Genomic DNA, 17,219 nt, shown 5'->3' with positions numbered 1-17,219 from the left:
TTGAGTACCTCGCCGCTCATGCCGTCTCCCCCACCGTCACAGCAACCGGTTCTTCCGTACGGATCAAGGGCGTTGGCCCCGCACGCCGCCTGCGCAGGACCACCCACAGGGACGCGAGTCCGCCCGGCAGGAAGCCGACCGCCAGTACGAACAGCAGGCCCTGGAGGTAGGTCCACGCGGCCGGGAAGGCGTCGGAGAGCGTGCTCTGCGCCCAGGCCACGGCGATCGCGCCGAGCACCGCGCCGACCAGCGAGGCCCGGCCGCCGACGGCCGCGCCGATCACGAAGCCGATGGACGGCACGATCCCGATCAGCGCGGGCGAGATGATCCCCACGGCCGGTACGAACAGGGCGCCCGCGAGTCCCGCCATGCCCGCGGCGACGACGTACGCGACGAGCTTGACGTTGGCGGGGTCGTAGCCGAGGAAGCGGACCCGTTCCTCCGAGTCCCGTACCGCGACGAGGAGTTCGCCGTAGCGGCTGACGAACAACTGGCGGGCCAGGGCCATCAGCGCGAGCAGCACGGCGGCGATGATGAAGTACACCATCCGCTGGTTGACCGGGTCGTCCAGCGAGTAGCCGAAGAAGCCCTGGATGTCGGTGAGTCCGTTGGTGCCGCCGGTGGTGGCCTGTTGGCCGATCAGCCAGATCGACAGGGCGGCGGCGAGCGCCTGGCTGAGGATCGCGAAGTACGCGCCCTTCACCCGGCGCCGGAAGACGAAGAAGCCGAGCACCGCGGCGACGGCCATGGGCAGCAGCACGGTCATGGCGAGCGCGAAGAGCGGGTTGGTGAACGGCTCCCACCACCAGGGAAGCGCGTCCGAAGTCCCGTACAGCTGCATGAAGTCGGGGAGTTTCTCGCCGGTGGCGGCCGCGTCGGTGAGCTTGAGGTGCATGGCCATGGCGTAGCCGCCGAGGCCGAAGAAGACGCCCTGGCCGAGGACCATCAGGCCGCCGCGGCCCCAGGCGAGGCTGACGCCGACGGCGACGATGGCGTAGCAGAGGTACTTGGCGAACAGGGAGAGGCGGAAGTCGGAGAGGGCGAGCGGGGCGACGCCCAGCAGCAGGACGGCGCCGAGGAGGAAGGCGCCCGGGACGCGGAGGCGGGTGAGGGTGGTCGTCATGCCAGGCTCCGGGTGCGCAGGGTGTACAGGCCCTGGGGCCGCCACTGGAGGAAGGCGACGATCGCCACGAGCACGCCGACCTTGGCGACGCTGACCGTGGTCGAGTACTCCAGGACCGACTGGAGCACGCCCAGTGCGAAGGCCGTGATGACGGCGCCCTTGAGCTGTCCGATGCCGCCGACGACCACGACGAGGAAGGCGTCGACGATGTAGTTGGTGCCCATCGTCGGGCCGATCGGGCCGACCAGGGTGAGCGCGACACCGGCCACGCCCGCGAGGCCCGAGCCGATGAAGAAGGTGATCCGGTCGACCTGTCCTGTCGCGATGCCGGAGACCTCGGCGAGGTCGCGGTTCTGCACGACGGCCCGTATCCGGCGGCCGAGCGGGGTGAACCGCAGGACCAGCGTGAGGCCGAGGACGCACAGGAGCGCCAACCCCAGAATGAACAGGCGGTTGTTGGCGAAGGTGACCCCGCCGGCCGAGATGTTGCCGGTGAGCAGATCGGGCGCGGCCGTCTGCACGTTGGGGGCGCCGAAGACGTCCCGGGCCAGCTGCTGGAGCATCAGGGAGACGCCCCAGGTGACCAGCAGGGTGTCCAACGGGCGGGTGTAGAGGCGCCGGATGAGCAGCCATTCGAGCAGCGCGCCCATGGCACCGGCCACGAGGAAGGCCAGCGGCAGCGCGACGAGCAGGGAGGCGCCGGCGCTGCTGATGGACTTCTGGAGGACGTACGTCGTGTAGGCGCCGGCCATGATGAACTCGCCGTGGGCCATGTTGATCACGCCCATCTGACCGAACGTCAGGGTCAGTCCGAGGGCGATGAGAAGCAGGACGGCACCGATGCTGATGCCGGTGAACGACTGGTTGAGGACGACCGTCATGAAGCGGCTCCGGGGGCTCCGGGAGGGGACGGGGGTGCGGGTGCCGGTGGGGGCGACCAGGAAGTGACGGGCAGTCAGGACAGGCTGCTCGCCCAGGAGTAGCCCTTCAGGTACGGGTCCGGCTTGATGGGCTTGCCGGAGTTCCAGACCTCCTCGATGAGGCCGTCGGAGCCGACCTTGCCGATGCGGGCCGTCTTGTAGACGTGCTGGGTGGCGCCGTCGACGGTGACCTTGCCCTCGGGAGCGTCGAGGAGGATGCCGTCGCTGGCCGCCTTGACCTTGGCGACGTCGAAGGAGCCGGCCTTCTCGACCATCTCCTTCCACAGGTAGAGGGAGATGTAGGCGGCCTCCATCGGGTCGGAGGTCGGCTTGTCCTTGCCGTAGGCGGCCTGGTAGGCCTTCACGAACGTGGTGTTGGCGGTGCCCGGGGTGGTCTCGTAGTAGTTCCAGGCGGTCAACTGGCCTTCCAGGTACTGCGTTCCGATGCTCTTGACCTCCTCCTCGGCGATCGAGACGGAGAGCACCGGAAGGCTCTTGGCGGTCAGGCCCGCGGACTTGTACTCCTTGAAGAAGGCCACGTTGCTGTCGCCGTTGAGGGTGTTGAAGACGGCGTCCGCGCCGGCGCTCTTGACCTTGTTGGTGATGGTGCTGAACTCGGTGGAGCCCAGCGGCGCGTAGTCCTCGCCGACCACCGTCATACCCTTGGCCTTCGCGTACGCCTTGATGATCTTGTTGGCGGTGCGCGGGAAGACGTAGTCGCTGCCGACCAGGTAGAGGCGGGTCAGCCCCTGCTTCTTGAGGTAGTCGAGGGCGGGCACGATCTGCTGGTTGGTGGTGGCGCCGATGTAGAAGATGTACGGCGACTGCTCCAGGCCCTCGTACTGCACCGGGTAGAACAGCAGCGACTTGTAGCGCTCGAAGACCGGCTTGACGGCCTTGCGGCTGGCCGAGGTCCAGCAGCCGAAGGTGGCGACGACCTTGTCGTCCTTGATCAGGGCCTCCGCCTTCTCGGCGAAGGTCGGCCAGTCGGAGGCGCCGTCCTGGCTGATCGGCTTGAGCGTCTTGCCCAGCACGCCGCCGGCCGCGTTGATCTCCTTCACGGCGAGCAGCAGCGCGTTGTGGACGGTCACTTCGCTGATGGCCATGGTGCCCGAGAGCGAGTTCAGCAGACCCACCTTGACGGTGCTGCCGGAGGTGTCGGCCTTGGCGCCGGCGCCGGACGAGGTCTCGGTGCCGGTCTTCGCGCCACAGGCGCTGAGCGCGGCGGACGCGCCGACGGCCGAGGCGCCGACCAGCAGACCACGTCGGCTGATGCTGAACCCGGACATGCAATACCTCCTTGCCCGAAGGCAGATGAAAAGAGATCGTGAAATTCGGGAAGGGAAATACGAACCGCCAGCGTGGCGGCCTGAGCTGCGGAAGCGCGGACCACAGACTGCGCCGGGCCTGTTTCCTTCGCGTTTCGCGGCGATTGATGAACCGTTGCGCTTGACGCACGGCAAAAGAATCAACAGGCGGCCAGGGATGCGCGGTTGGCGACATCTCGGTAAGGGAAATTATTGCTTCCTGCGGAAAGTATCCTGTTCACGGACTAAGTGAGCGGCTCCCCGACCGGGCTGCGTCTTTCGACGGTCGCGCCACTGGGCCAAGTGCGTGACGGGCGGACGAACACGCCGTTGAGCAGCCGCGATTCCTTACGATCGTGTCGTGGTCACCTTCGAGCTCGAACGCACGGCACCCCTCCCCCTGGCCGAGGCATGGCGCCGCCTCACCGAGTGGCCCCGGCACGGTCAGGTGGTCCCGCTGACCCGGGTCACCGTGGCCACGCCCGCCCCGACGCACGTGGGCACGGTGTTCGTGGCCCGCTCGGGGCTGGGCCCGCTCCGCTTCGACGACCGGATGGAGGTCACACTGTGGCAGCCCCCGTCGGACGACGAGCCCGGCCTGTGCCGGCTGGAGAAGCGGGGGCGGGTCGTACGGGGCTGGGCCGAGATCGAGGTGCGGCCGGGCCCCGGCGGACGCAGCCGGGTGGTGTGGCGCGAGGAGCTGGGGGTGCGGCTGCTGCCGGGGCTCTTCGACCCGGTGCTCGCGCGGGCGGGCCGCTTCGTGTTCGGGCGGGCGGTCAACCGGCTGCTCAGGATGGAGTGACGGAAGGTGACCGACCGGTCGGTTCCTCGGTCGGTGCACCGGCCCGCGAACCGACGCCCTAGTGTGAACCCCTTGAGTGGTCCGTCCAGGCGAGGGAATGGGGAAAGGTGACCGGCGCATGTCGCTGAGCTCCGGAAATGCCGAGTCCACCGGCGCGTCCATAGCCGGCTACACGCTGATCGACCGACTGGGCAGCGGCGGCATGGGCGTGGTGCATCTGGGGCTCTCGGCCTCGGGGCGGCAGGTCGCCATCAAGGTCGTGCACGCGCAGTACGCGCTCGACGAGGAGTTCCGGGCCCGCTTCCGCCAGGAGGTCGCGGCGGCGAGACGGGTGAGCGGCGCGTTCACCGCGCCGGTCGTGGACGCTGATCCCGACGCCGAGCAGCCGTGGATGGCGACGCTGTACGTGCCGGGCCGGACGCTGACCGAAGTGGTCGCCGAACAGGGCCCGTTGAGCGGACGCCGGCTGCGCACCCTCGCACTGGGCCTGGTCGAGGCGTTGCGGGACATCCATCGGGCCGGGGTCGTGCACCGGGACCTGAAGCCGAGCAACGTCCTGATCGCGGAGGACGGTCCGCGTGTGATCGACTTCGGCATCTCGCGCGCCGCCGACAACGAGGACCTCACCGTGACGGGCCGCCTGATCGGCACCCCTCCCTTCATGTCGCCGGAGCAGTTCTCCTCCCCCAGGGACGTCACCGCCGCCTCGGACGTCTTCTCGCTGGGCTCGCTCCTGGTGTACGCGGCCACCGGGAACCGCCCCTTCGAGGGCGGGAGTCCGTACCTGACCGGCTATCAGGTGATGTACGAGGCACCGAAGTTGGACGGGGTGCGCGAGCCCCTCCGCTCCCTCGCCGCCCGCTGTCTGGAGAAGGACCCGGCGGCCCGGCCCGGTCTGGAGGAACTCCACCGCGACCTGCTGGCGCTGCCGGTGGACGAGTCCGCGGAGTCCCTGCCGGACCTGGCCTCCGACCTCACCGTGCCGGACGGCACGACGGGGACGGGGTCCGGCCGTCGCCGAAGCTTCCGCCCGCGCCCCGGACCGGCGGCCCACCAGGCGGACACCGCGACGGACACGGGATCCGGGGCGGTCGCGGGGCGCGGCCGTCGGACGCGGCGCGTTCTGCTCGGCGTCGGCGCGGCCCTGGCGGTGACCGCGATCGGCATCACCACCGCGCACCTCGTAGCGAGCGGCGGAACCGGCGGGGCCTCCTCGGACGCCTCCGCGAGCCCGACCGCGCCCGCCGTGAGCCTGCCCGCCGACTGGCGCCCCTGGCGGGCGAGCCTGCTCTCCGCGAAGAAGGGCGACCCCCTCGACGAGCTCAAGCCCGGTTGCGTGGCGGGCGGTTCGACCGCCGTGTACTGCGCGGGCACCGGCTTCACGACCGTCCGGCTGAACGCCGCCTCCGGCCGGGTCGCGTGGCGGAAGGGCACCAGCCCCGAGACCTCGCGCCCCGTCGGCGTCCGGGACGGCCGCGTCTACACCTACGTCAAGCCGGACTCGACCGAGACCTACATCCCCCGGCGCCTGGTCGCCCTGGACGCGGGGACCGGCGCCCAACTGTGGGCACGCCCGGTCAGCGAGGACCGTGACGCCGTCCTCTTCGACAGCGGGGTCCTGGCGATGGACGAGAAGGCGACGCAGTACGTCGCCTACGACGAGACGGGCCACCAGCTGTGGACCACGCGCGCCTCGTCGAGCGTCGGCGACGCCTGCACCCCGGCGGTCCTCGGCGGCACCCCGTACGGCCTGTGCACACCCGCGGACGATCCCTCCAAGGGCGAGGTCGCCCTGGTGCACCTGGACCCCGTCGACGGCACGGCGAAGGAGATCGCCACCCTGCCCACGGGGGCCGTGCCGCTGGGCACCGCCGACGGACGGCCGCTGTTCGCGGTACCGGAACTGGCGGAGGGTTCCTTCGGCAGCGGCGAGGACCAGCCGTACACCACCCTGATGGCGGTGGACCCCCTCGGCGGGGGCCGGCGGATCCCGCTGCCCGGCACGACACGCGGCACGCCCACGCTGGTCGGGGATGCCGTCCACTTCGTCCGCCCCAACGGCACGGTCACCGCCGTGCGGGTGAGCGACGGCAAGCGCCTGTGGCAGCGGGAGACGGACATCGAGAACCTCTCCACGCCGGTGTACTCGGCGAAGTCCGACACGCTGTACCTCGCCAACCAGTACGGCCGGCTGCTGGCCCTGAACGCCCGTACCGGTGTGGTGCGTTGGCGCACCTCCGCGCTCCAGGACCCCGGTGACTCCGCGAGCGACACCGTGCCGTCGGTCCTGCTCGTCAAGGACGCGATCGTGGCCGTCGCGGGCGACACGGCCTTCTCGGTACGCCCGGACAGGCCGAAGTCCGTCGCGAAGTGACCGGCCCTTCCCAACGCCTTTGTCAGTGACGCCCGTTCAGGCCACCGACCCGATCCGCCGGGGTGGCGCCGACGTGGGGTCGTGGTGGATCGGCGTGTGGGCGCCGGCGAGGGAGACCCCGCTGCCGCCGCGCCGGTCGGCGACGATCTCGGAGGCGATCGACAGCGCCACCTCCTCCGGCGTCCGGGCGCCCAGGTCGAGGCCGATGGGCGACCGCAGCCGCGCCAACTCGATCTCGGTCACGCCGACTTCGCGCAGCCGCTCGTTGCGGTCCAGGTGGGTGCGGCGGGAGCCCATCGCGCCGACGTAGGCGACCGGCAGCCGCAACGCCAGCTCGAGCAGCGGGACATCGAACTTGGCGTCGTGGGTGAGCACGCACAGGACGGTTCGGCCGTCCACCCGCGTCCGCTCCAGGTACTTGTGGGGCCACTCGACGACGATCTCGTCGGCATCCGGGAAGCGGGTGCCGGTCGCGAAGACGGGACGCGCGTCGCACACCGTCACGCGGTAGCCCAGGAACTTGCCGATGCGGACCAGCGCCGACGCGAAGTCGATCGCACCGAAGACGATCATCCGGGGCGGTGGCACCGAGGACTCCACAAGGAGTGTGAGCGGCGCCCCGCAGCGCGAGCCCTGTTCGCCGATCTCCAGGGTGCCGGTGCGGCCCGCGTCCAGGAAGGCGCCGGCCTCGGCGGCGACCGTGCGGTCCAGTTCCGGATGGGCACCGAAGCCACCCTCGTAGGAGCCGTCGGGGCGGACCACGAGCGCGCGGCCGGTCAGGTCCGCCGGGCCGGAGACGATCCGCGCGACCGCCGCCGCCTCACCGCTCGCGGCGGCGGCCAGCGCGGCGGCGACCACCGGCCGGGCGGGATCGCCGGCCCGTACCGGGGTCACGAGGATGTCGATGACTCCGCCGCAGGTCAGACCCACGGCGAAGGCGTCCTCGTCGCTGTAGCCGAAGCGCTCAAGGACGGTCTCGCCGTCCTTGAGGGCTTGCCGGCACAGCTCGTACACCGCACCCTCCACGCAACCGCCGGAGACCGAGCCGATCGCCGTGCCGTCGGCGTCCACCGCGAGGGCGGCCCCCGGCTGACGGGGGGCGCTGCCGCCGACGGCCACGACGGTGGCCACGGCGAAGTCGCGGCCCCGCTCGACCCAGCGGTGCAGCTCCTCGGCGATGTCCAGCATCTCTCGGTCTCCTTAACAGCGGTTGCGCGAAGGGCAGTTGGCGGGGCGCTAGTGCACGCCCATCCAACTCTCAATGGGGTTGAGGGAGAAATAGACCAGGAAGATCACTGTCAGGCCCCACATGAAGGCACCGATCTCCCGCACCCGCCCCTGGGCGATCTTGATGGCGACGTACGAGACGACACCGGCCGCGACACCCGCGGTGATCGAGTAGGTGAACGGCATGATCACGACGGTCAGGAAGACCGGGATCGCGGTGGCCCGGTCGGCCCAGTCGACGTGCCGCGCGTTCATCATCATCATGGCGCCGATGACCACCAGGGCGGCGGCCGCGACCTCGCCCGGGACGATCGCGGTGAGCGGGGTGAAGAAGAGACAGGCCGCGAAGAACAGGCCGGTGACGACGGAGGCGAGTCCGGTACGGGCCCCCTCGCCGACGCCGGTCGCCGACTCGACGAACACGGTCTGCCCCGAGGCGCCCGCGACACCGCCGATCGCACCGCCCGCGCCGTCGATGAACAGCGCCTTGGACAGACCCGGCATCCGGCCCTGCGCGTCGGCCAGTTTGGCCTCGGTGCCGACGCCGATGATGGTCGCCATCGCGTCGAAGAAGCCGGCCAGCACGAGCGTGAACACGATCATGCCGACCGTCATCGCGCCGACCTGCCCCCAGCCGCCGAACTCGACCTTGCCGAAGATCGAGAAGTCCGGCATGGAGACCGCGCTGCCGTGCAGTTCGGGAGCGCCGCTCGCCCACTGCTTGGGGGCGATGGCGCCGACGGCGTTCAGGATCACGGCGAGCACGGTGCCGCCGACGATGCCGATCAGGATGGCGCCCGGGATGCCGCGCGCCTGGAGCATGAAGATCGCGAGGAGGGTCACGGCGAACAACAGCACGGGCCAGCCCGCCAGTTCACCGGTCGGGCCCAGGGTGACCGGGGTCGCCTTGCCCTGGTGCACGAAACCGGCCTTGTAGAAGCCGATGAGCGCGATGAACAGGCCGATGCCCATGGTGATCGCGTGTTTCAGCGCCAGCGGGATCGCGTTCATGATCAGCTCGCGCAGGCCGGTGACGACCAGCAGCATGATGACCACGCCGTACATCACGCACATCCCCATGGCCTGCGGCCAGGTCATCTGCGGGGCGACCTGCGAGGAGAGCACGCCGGAGACGGACAGGCCGGCGGCGAGGGCGAGCGGCACCTTGCCGAAGAAGCCCATCAGGAGCGTGGTGAAGGCCGCGGCGAACGCGGTCGCGGTGATCAACGCGTTCTGGCCGAGGGTGTGGCCCGCCACGTCCTTGCCGGACAGGATCAGCGGGTTGAGCAGGAGGATGTACGCCATCGCCATGAAGGTGGTGACGCCGCCGCGCACTTCGCGTGCGACGGAGGATCCGCGTTGGGTGATGTGGAAGTACCGGTCGAGCCAGGACCTGCCGGCCGGGACGCGGGTGCCTTCGCCCGCGTCTTCGGCCGTGGTCCTGGGCTCCAGGGACTGCTGGGTCATGGTGCCGTCTCCCAAGGTTCAAAGGTGCACCCGTGAACGTCCTCGCGTTCAGCGGGATTTGGGATGTGCACGACCCGGGGGACGGCCCAGGACGAACAGCTGGGACCTGGGGGACGATCCCCCAGGAAAAGAGGCGCCGGTCACAACTCCCGGAGGATCACGTTCCCGTGAGGTGCTCGGGGCGTACCGGCGTCCGGTTCAGTTCCAAACCGGTCGCGTTGCGGATGGCGGCCAGGACCGCCGGCGTCGACGAGAGGGTCGGCGCCTCGCCGATGCCGCGCAGCCCGTACGGGGCGTGGTCGTCGGCGAGTTCGAGGACGTCGACCGGGATGGTCGGCGTGTCGAGGATGGTCGGGATGAGGTAGTCCGTGAAGGAGGGGTTCCTGACCTTCGCGGTCTTCGGGTCGACGATGATCTCCTCCATCACCGCGACGCCCAGGCCCTGGGTCGTGCCGCCCTGGATCTGGCCGATGACGGAGAGCGGGTTGAGCGCCTTGCCGACGTCCTGGGCGCAGGCCAGTTCGATGACCTTGACCAGGCCCAGCTCGGTGTCGACCTCGACGACGGCCCGGTGCGCGGCGAAGGTGTACTGGACGTGGCCGAAGCCCTGTCCGGTCCGCAGGTCGAAGGGCTCGGTCGGCCGGTGCCGCCACTCCGCCTCGACCTCGACGGCCTCTCCGTCGAGCACGTCGACCAGGTGGGCCAGCACCTCGCCGCCGTCGGTGACGACCTTGCCGCCCTCCAGGAGGAGCTCCGCGGTGGCCCAAGCGGGGTGGTACGTACCGAACTTGCGGCGCCCCAGCTCCAGGACCTTCTCGCGGACCAGCTCGCAGGAGTTCTTGACGGCGCCGCCGGTGACGTAGGTCTGGCGGGAGGCCGAGGTCGAACCGGCGCTGCCCACCCGGGTGTCCGCCGGCTGGATCGTCACCTGCGTGACGCCCAGCTCCGTGCGGGCGATCTGCGCGTGGACGGTGACGCCGCCCTGGCCGACCTCCGCCATCGCGGTGTGCACGGTCGCGACCGGCTCGCCGCCGACAACTTCCATACGCACCTTGGCTGTTGAGTAGTCGTCGAAGCCCTCGGAGAAGCCGACGTTCTTGATGCCGACCGCGTAGCCGACACCTCGTACGACGCCTTCGCCGTGTGTGGTGTTGGACAGGCCGCCCGGCAACTGCCGTACGTCGGCGGCCTCTCCGGCCGCGAGCCACTGCTGCTCCGGGGGCATGGGCATCGCCTGGACGCGGCGCAGGAGTTCGGCGACGGGCGCCGGGGAGTCGACCACCTGCCCGGTCGGCATCACCGTCCCCTGTTCCATCGCGTTGAGCTGGCGGAACGCGACCCGGTCCATGCCCACCTTGTCGGCGAGCTTGTCCATCTGGGCCTCGTAGGCGAAGCACGCCTGGACCGCGCCGAAGCCGCGCATCGCGCCGCAGGGCGGGTTGTTGGTGTAGAGGGCGATGGCCTCGATGTCGACGTTGTCGATCACGTAGGGGCCGGCGCCGAGCGAGGAGGCGTTGCCGACGACCGCCGGGGAGGCCGACGCGTAGGCGCCGCCGTCCAGGACGATCCGCGCCTTGAGGTGCGTGAGCTTGCCGTCCTTCGTCGCGCCGTGCTCGTAGTGGAGCTTGGCGGGGTGGCGGTGGACGTGCCCGAAGAAGGACTCGAAGCGGTTGTAGACGATCTTCACGGGTTTGCCGGTGCGCAGGGCCAGCAGACAGGCGTGGATCTGCATCGACAGGTCCTCGCGACCGCCGAACGCCCCGCCGACGCCGGACAGCGTCATCCGGACCTTGTCCTCGGGCAGGCCGAGGACGGGCGCGATCTGCTTGAGGTCCGAGTGCAGCCACTGGGTGGCGATGTAGAGGTCCACGCCGCCGTCCTCGCCCGGCACCGCGAGACCGGACTCCGGGCCCAGGAACGCCTGGTCCTGCATGCCGAAGGTGTACTCGCCCTCGACGATGAAGTCGGCGCGCTCGCGGGCGGATTCCACGTCTCCGCGGACGATCGGCTGCCGGTGCACGATGTTCGGGTGCGGGACGTGGCCGATGTGGTGGTCGTCGCGGCCCTCGTGGACGAGGACCGCGTCCGGCGCGGTCGCGGACAACTCGTCAGTGATGACCGGGAGTTCGCGGTACTCGACCTTGATCTTCGCAGCCGCACGGCGTGCGGTCTCCGGGTGGTCGGCGGCGACGATCGCGACCGGCTCGCCGTGGTGGCGGACCTTGCCGTGCGCGAGGACCGGGGTGTCCTGGATCTCCAGGCCGTAGTTCTTCACGTCGGTCGGCAGGTCGTCGTACGTCATGACGGCGTACACGCCCGGGGTCTTGAGCGCCTCGACGGTGTCGATGGAGACGATCTCGGCGTGCGCGACCGTGGAGCGCAGGATCTGGCCCCAGAGCATGTCCTCGTGCCACATGTCGGAGGAGTACGCGAACTCGCCGGTGACCTTGAGGGTGCCGTCCGGGCGGAGCGTGGACTCGCCGATGCCGCCCTTGGTCTGGGAACCCTGGGTGACCTTGGTGGGAGTGCCGATGGGGGCGCCTTTTGCGGAGGTGCCGGGCATGTCAGACCGCCTCTCCCTGTCGGGCGGCCGCCAGGCGCACCGCGTCCATGATCTTCTCGTAGCCGGTGCAACGGCACAGGTTGCCCGAGAGCGCCTCGCGGATGTCCGCGTCGGTCGGGTTCGGGTTGTGCTCCAGCATCTCGTCGGCGGCGACGAGGAGACCGGGGGTGCAGAAGCCGCACTGGACGGCGCCGGCGTCGATGAAAGCCTGCTGGATGGGGGCGAGTTCGACGCCCTCGCCGGTCTGCGAGTCAAGGGGCTTCGCGTTCCAGGCCTTGGCCTCGTCGAGTGACGTACCGCAGGATCCCGTTCCGCAACTCCCGTGCTCGGCGCGCTGCTTGGCGAAGTCCGCGAGGCCTTCGACGGTCACCACGTCCCGGCCCTCGGCCTGTCCGGCCGCGACCAGACAGGAACACACCGGCACGCCGTCCAGGCGGACCGTGCAGGAGCCGCATTCGCCTTGCTCACAGGCGTTCTTGGAGCCGGGCAGGCCCATCCGCTCGCGCAGGACGTACAGCAGGGACTCGCCCTCCCACACGTCGTCCGCTTCCTGCAGGCGGCCGTTGACAGTGAAGTTGACGCGCATTACGCAGCTCCCTCCGAGGCGCGGCGGGCGCCGCGGTAGGACTCCCAGGTCCAGGTCAGGGTGCGGCGGGCCATGATGCCGACCGCGTGGCGGCGGTAGCTCGCCGTGCCCCGGACGTCGTCGATCGGGTTGCAGGCGGCGGCGCACAGGTCCGCGAACTGCTTGGCGACGGACGGGGTGATGACCTTGCCGTTGTCCCAGAAGCCGCCCTCGTCGAGGGCCGCGTTCAGGAACTCCTCGGCCGTCTTCGCGCGCACCGGGGTGGGGGCGGCGGAGCCGATGCCGGTGCGGACCGTGCGGCTCTCGGGGTGCAGCGCGAGGCCGAAGGCGCACACCGCGATCACCATGGCGTTGCGGGTGCCGACCTTCGAGTACTGCTGCGGGCCGTCCGCCTTCTTGATGTGGACGGCGCGGATGAGCTCGTCGGGCGCCAGCGCGTTGCGCTTCACGCCGGTGTAGAAGGCGTCGATGGGGATCAGTCGGGTGCCGCGCACCGACTCGGCCTCGACCTCGGCGCCGGCCGCCAGCAGCGCGGGGTGCGCGTCGCCGGCCGGAGAGGCGGTGCCGAGGTTGCCGCCGACACCGCCGCGGTTGCGGATCTGCGGGGAGGCGACCGTGTGCGAGGCGAGGGCGAGCCCCGGCAGCTCGGACCGCAGGTGCTCCATGATCCTGGTGTACGGGACGGAGGCACCGAGCCGCACACTGTCCTCGCCGGTCTCCCACTCGTAGAGGTCGGCGACGCGGGTCAGGTCGAGCAGGTACTCGGGCCGGCGGTGGTCGAAGTTGATCTCGACCATCACGTCGGTGCCGCCCGCAATCGGCACAGCGGTGGGGTGCTCGGCCTTCGCGGCGAGCGCCTCCTCCCAGCTGGCGGGGCGAAGGAAGTCCATGACCGGCTCTCTTCTTCGTCTCGTGGGTCGTACGGGTCGTACGCGTCGTACGGAATGAGCCAGATCGTGTGCGGCGGCCCCGGCTCGTTCATGTGCTGTTTACGCGGAGTGGGCTCAGTACACAGCGCCGTACTCCACCAGGGTCAGTCACCGAAACCATGAAGGAGTTGGCTGGCCAACGCGGGCATCTTGTAGATTCGTATGAATAGAGGTCATCAGCAACCTCTCGGATTTCCTGTGGAAACGTGGGACACGGTCCCGCGCCCACGGCCCCTCAGGATTCATCGTAGTTTTCGAGACACGGAACGGCGGCGACGAGATGCGGCTGCGCGCGCTTCTGGACACGGATGCGTTGGGCCTCAGGCTGCTCGGCGGTGCGGACGAGCTGGATCGCACCGTCCGGGGTGTCATGACCACCGACCTCAGGGACCCCAGCCGCTATCTGTCCGGCGGCGAACTGGTCCTCACGGGTCTGGCCTGGCGCCACGACGCCACCGACTCCGAGCCGTTCGTACGACTCCTGTCGCAGGCCGGGGTGGCGGGCCTGGCGGCCGGCGAGGCCGAGCTCGGGGCCGTCCCCGACGACCTGGTGACGGCCTGCGCCCAGCACCGGCTGCCGCTGTTCGCGGTGCACGAGTCCGTTGCCTTCGCGACGATCACCGAGCATGTCGTACGGCAGGTCAGCGGCGAGCGCGCCGGGGACCTGGCGGCGGTCGTCGACCGGCACCGCCGGATGATGACCTCGGGCCCGACGGGCGGCGGTCCCGACGTGGTCCTCGACCTGCTCGGCTCCGACCTGGACCTGCGGGCCTGGGTCCTGTCCCCCACCGGCCGCCTGATCGCCGGCCCCAAGGTGACCGGCGCGCTGCCCGCGGACACCTGCGCCAAGCTGGCCGGCGCGCAGCTCGCCGCCGCCCGCACCGGCCGCCGCGGCCCCCACCGGGTGACGCTCGGCCCGTCGACGTACAGCCTCTTCCCGATCCGCAGCACCGGCCGGCCCGCGCAGGCCGGCCGGGACGTGCGCGAGACCGTGCTGTCGGACTGGCTGCTGGCCGTCGAGGCGGACGCAGGCGACTGGCCCGCGGAGCGGCTCGACCTGCTCCAGGGCGTCACCCAGCTGATCTCGGTCGAGCGCGACCGCCGGGACGCGGCCCGCACGGTCCGCCGGCGCCTGGCCCAGGAGGTCCTCGAACTCGTCCAGGCCGGCGCGGCCCCCGGCGAGATCGCGGCCCGGCTGAGAGTCGCGGCGCCGGTACTGCTGCCCGGCCTGGGCGCGGCCCCGCACTGGCAGGTGGTCGTGGCACGGGTCGACTGGGCGGGCACCGACATCGAGCCGGGACCGGTCGCACAGGCCCTCCTGGAGGAGATCCTGGTCGACCCGCTCGCCACCGGACCCGAACCCTCCGACCGCATCGCCGTCGCCCACACCGGCGACGAGGCGGTCGCCCTGGTCCCGCTGCCCGCCGTCTCCGCCGAGCACGACGGCTCGGAGTCCGGGATCGTCGCCGACGCGCTCCTTGAGTCCGTACGGCAGCCGCTGTCGGCCGGTCTCGACGACGACGGACAGGTCACGCTCGGCGTCAGCGCGGCCGTGCACTCGGCGGAGGGCCTGCGCGGCGCCCTGGAGGAGGCCCGGCACGCCCGTCGGGTGGCCGCGGCCCGCCCCGGCCGGGTCAGCGCGGCGGGCCACCAGGAACTGGCCTCGCACGTCCTGCTGCTGCCGTTCGTCCCCGACGACGTCCGGCGCGCCTTCACCGCCCGCCTGCTGGACCCGCTGCGCGAGTACGACCGCCGCCACCGCGCCGAGCTGATCCCCACCCTCGAGGCCTTCCTGGACTGCGACGGCTCCTGGACCCGCTGCGCGACCCGGCTCCACCTGCACGTCAACACGCTGCGCTACCGCGTCGGCCGGATCGAGCAGTTGACGAGCCGTGATCTCTCCCGCCTTGAGGACAAGCTGGATTTCTTCCTGGCACTGCGGATGAGCTGATCTCGGGCGGGGCCTGCGGCCCCCCAGTCACCCACGACTTTGTGAAATCCTTCACCTACCCCCTTGGCCCGGTACCTGGATTCGTGCTGAGATGCGGCCACCACTCAAAGCTCGATGGCGTGCTCGGGGAGGGCAACGTGGCGCATACCGCCATGTCTGGTACCGGAACGACCGCAGGTGACGATCCCCTCCAGACCGCGGTATGGCGGCTGCGCTCGCGGGCCTGCTGGGCCGACGCGGCGGCCCTGCTCCAACCGGTCACGGCACCGGCCGCGTTGCAGCGCGCGTCGCTGCTGGTCGAACGGTGTCTGTACACCGAGCAGGGCTGGGAGGACGCGGAGGACGCGCTGCGTACGGCGGAGGCGCTGGCCCATGCCGACGAGGAGCGGGGCGCTGCCGCTTGTGAACGCGGGTACCTTGCGTACGCGGCGACGCTGCACACCGTGCGGGACCGGGCCGACGAGGCGCGGGCCGCGCTCGGTCGGGCTGCGGCACTGATCCCTCCGGGGGCTTCCGGTCGGGCTCTGTTGGACTTTCGGCGCGGGCTGCTTGCCGAGAATCTGACCGGGTCTCCGCAGTCCGCGCGGGCCGCGTACCGGCGGGCGCATGCGGGGGCCACCGCGTTGGGGGATCCGTTGTTGCTGTCGTTCACGTGGCGACACCTGGCCGGACTCTCTTTGCGGGACGGGGAGTTGGTCGAGGCGCGGCACGGCTTCGCCGAATCGCTGAGGATCCGGGAGGAGTTGGGGTACCTCGTGGGGACCGCGCCCGCCCTTGTCTCGCTGGCCGATGCGGAGTCCGAGCCGGAGGCTTCGCGGTTGCGGGAGGAGGCTCGGCGGTTGTTCCGGTTGCTGGGCGGGGTGCCGACTTGGTTGGCGCGGCAGTTGGCTCCGCCGGCGGCGGATGCGGCCAGCGCTTAGAGATTCAGAGGTGGTGCCGCGCCGGGTTGTGTGTCCGGTGCTGCGCCGTCGTGGCTGGTCGCGCCCACGCGGCGGAGCCGCATATCAATACAGTCCCGCGCCCCTAAGGGCGTTGACGGACCCGCCCGTTTCCTACGACATGCCTGTGAAGTGCTCCCCCGCCAAGCCCCTGACCGCCTCCACGTCCTTGGCGATCAACGCCTCCAGCAGGACCGTGTGTTCTGACGCGTCCGCCAAGAGGTCGGCTCGGCCTCGGGTCGGGGGGCCGCCTACCAGGGGCCACTGGGCTCGGCGGTGCAAGTCGTCGGCTATCTGGACCAGTTGGTCGTTGCCGGAGAGGGAGAGGACCGCGCGGTGGAAGGTGCGGTCGGATTCCGCGTAGGTGGCCCGGCAGCCGGAGGTCGCGGCGCGGACCGTGGCGTCGGCCAGGGGGCGCAGGTCGGACCAGCGTTCCGGCGGGACCGTGCGGGCCAGGCGGAGCATGACGGGGATCTCTATGAGGGCGCGTATCTCGGCCAGTTCGGCCAGCTCGCGCGCCCCGCGTTCGATCACCCGGAAGCCGCGGTTGGGGACGACCTCGACGGCGCCTTCTTGGGCCAGTTGCTGCATCGCCTCGCGGACCGGTGTGGCCGATACGCCGAAGCGGTCGCCGAGAGCGGGGGCCGAGTAGACCTCGCCGGGTATCAGGTCGCCGGCGACCAGTGCGGTGCGCAGGGCGTCGAGGATCTGGCCGCGGACGGAGGCCCGCTGGATCGGGCGGGGGCCCGGGATCGGCAGCTCGCTGTGGGTGTGCTCGCCGCGGGTGGTGCCGGCGGCGACGGCCCGCTCCCGCCGCACGTCGGCCGCGCCGGCCTGCGGCGGCACCCGGGTCGCGCCGGTCCAGGTCTGAGGAATTCCCGTCTCCGCGGAGCTCTGCGTGCTCTGCCTCACGGGTCCTCCTCGGACGTTTCGGTACTTGGGGTCATTAACGGCGCGATGTTACTCGTCCGTCAAGCACCATAAGGGCACAAGCCGTCAGTTCAAATACCGATGATCTTGGGTAAGGTAAGC

13 protein-coding genes are annotated in these 17,219 nt (G+C 70.8%); 4 read left to right on the top strand and 9 right to left on the bottom strand.

Features of this window, described 5'->3' with window-relative positions:
• Positions 1-16: 16 nt before the first annotated feature.
• The 3 genes from urtC to urtA form a co-directional block, all read right to left on the bottom strand.
• The gene (urtC, locus tag ACWD5F_RS29845; protein ID WP_451258990.1) at positions 17-1,123 is read right to left on the bottom strand and encodes an urea ABC transporter permease subunit UrtC; all 1,107 of its coding nucleotides are present in this window, start codon (positions 1,121-1,123) and stop codon (positions 17-19) included.
• Positions 1,120-2,004, bottom strand: a complete 885-nt coding sequence (gene urtB / locus ACWD5F_RS29840; RefSeq protein WP_124001598.1) for an urea ABC transporter permease subunit UrtB — start codon at positions 2,002-2,004, stop codon at positions 1,120-1,122. The genes urtC and urtB overlap by 4 nt, the downstream gene beginning before the upstream one ends.
• Before the next feature lie 74 nt (positions 2,005-2,078).
• Positions 2,079-3,332, bottom strand: coding sequence for an urea ABC transporter substrate-binding protein (urtA, locus tag ACWD5F_RS29835; RefSeq protein WP_451258988.1), 1,254 nt, complete (start codon positions 3,330-3,332; stop codon positions 2,079-2,081).
• 379 nt (positions 3,333-3,711) lie between these two features.
• Here urtA and ACWD5F_RS29830 point away from each other — a divergent pair, with 379 nt between their 5' ends.
• Entirely contained in the window at positions 3,712-4,152 is a 441-nt protein-coding gene (locus tag ACWD5F_RS29830; protein WP_451258986.1) for an SRPBCC family protein, read from the top strand.
• 118 nt (positions 4,153-4,270) lie between these two features.
• Positions 4,271-6,526: a protein kinase domain-containing protein gene (locus ACWD5F_RS29825; RefSeq protein ID WP_451258984.1), complete on the top strand. Its 2,256-nt coding sequence runs from the start codon at positions 4,271-4,273 to the stop codon at positions 6,524-6,526.
• Between the two features lie 36 nt (positions 6,527-6,562).
• On the opposite strand, the gene ACWD5F_RS29820 is transcribed toward ACWD5F_RS29825, so the two are convergent.
• From ACWD5F_RS29820 to ACWD5F_RS29800, 5 genes are all read right to left on the bottom strand, one after another.
• Positions 6,563-7,714: an XdhC family protein gene (locus ACWD5F_RS29820; protein WP_451258982.1), complete on the bottom strand. Its 1,152-nt coding sequence runs from the start codon at positions 7,712-7,714 to the stop codon at positions 6,563-6,565.
• Positions 7,715-7,762: 48 nt separating this feature from the next.
• Positions 7,763-9,220: an NCS2 family permease gene (locus ACWD5F_RS29815; RefSeq protein ID WP_401717591.1), complete on the bottom strand. Its 1,458-nt coding sequence runs from the start codon at positions 9,218-9,220 to the stop codon at positions 7,763-7,765.
• A 157-nt stretch (positions 9,221-9,377) separates the two neighbouring features.
• A complete protein-coding gene (locus ACWD5F_RS29810) occupies positions 9,378-11,783 on the bottom strand; it encodes a xanthine dehydrogenase family protein molybdopterin-binding subunit (RefSeq protein WP_451258980.1) in 2,406 nt (801 codons plus the stop codon).
• Between the two features lies 1 nt (position 11,784).
• Positions 11,785-12,369 carry a (2Fe-2S)-binding protein gene (locus tag ACWD5F_RS29805; RefSeq protein ID WP_451258978.1) on the bottom strand — a complete coding sequence of 195 codons (585 nt, stop codon included), beginning with the start codon at positions 12,367-12,369 and terminating at the stop codon, positions 11,785-11,787.
• Positions 12,369-13,259, bottom strand: coding sequence for an FAD binding domain-containing protein (locus ACWD5F_RS29800; protein ID WP_451258977.1), 891 nt, complete (start codon positions 13,257-13,259; stop codon positions 12,369-12,371). The genes ACWD5F_RS29805 and ACWD5F_RS29800 overlap by 1 nt, the downstream gene beginning before the upstream one ends.
• 319 nt (positions 13,260-13,578) lie before the next feature.
• Between ACWD5F_RS29800 and ACWD5F_RS29795 the strand changes: the two genes are divergently transcribed.
• Together ACWD5F_RS29795 and ACWD5F_RS29790 are read left to right on the top strand one after the other, a co-directional pair.
• Complete coding sequence (locus ACWD5F_RS29795; RefSeq protein WP_451258975.1) at positions 13,579-15,249, top strand: PucR family transcriptional regulator; 1,671 nt, start codon at positions 13,579-13,581, stop codon at positions 15,247-15,249.
• 137 nt (positions 15,250-15,386) lie between these two features.
• Complete coding sequence (locus ACWD5F_RS29790; protein ID WP_451258973.1) at positions 15,387-16,169, top strand: hypothetical protein; 783 nt, start codon at positions 15,387-15,389, stop codon at positions 16,167-16,169.
• Between the two features lie 132 nt (positions 16,170-16,301).
• Here the strand turns inward: ACWD5F_RS29790 and ACWD5F_RS29785 are convergent, their stop codons facing one another.
• Positions 16,302-17,099 (bottom strand): GntR family transcriptional regulator, encoded by a 798-nt coding sequence (locus tag ACWD5F_RS29785; RefSeq protein WP_451258971.1) that lies wholly within the window; start codon positions 17,097-17,099, stop codon positions 16,302-16,304.
• Positions 17,100-17,219 lie beyond the last annotated feature (120 nt).

Source organism: Streptomyces sp. NPDC002499 (genome assembly GCF_053595415.1).
This window is presented reverse-complemented; position numbering and strand designations above follow the sequence as displayed.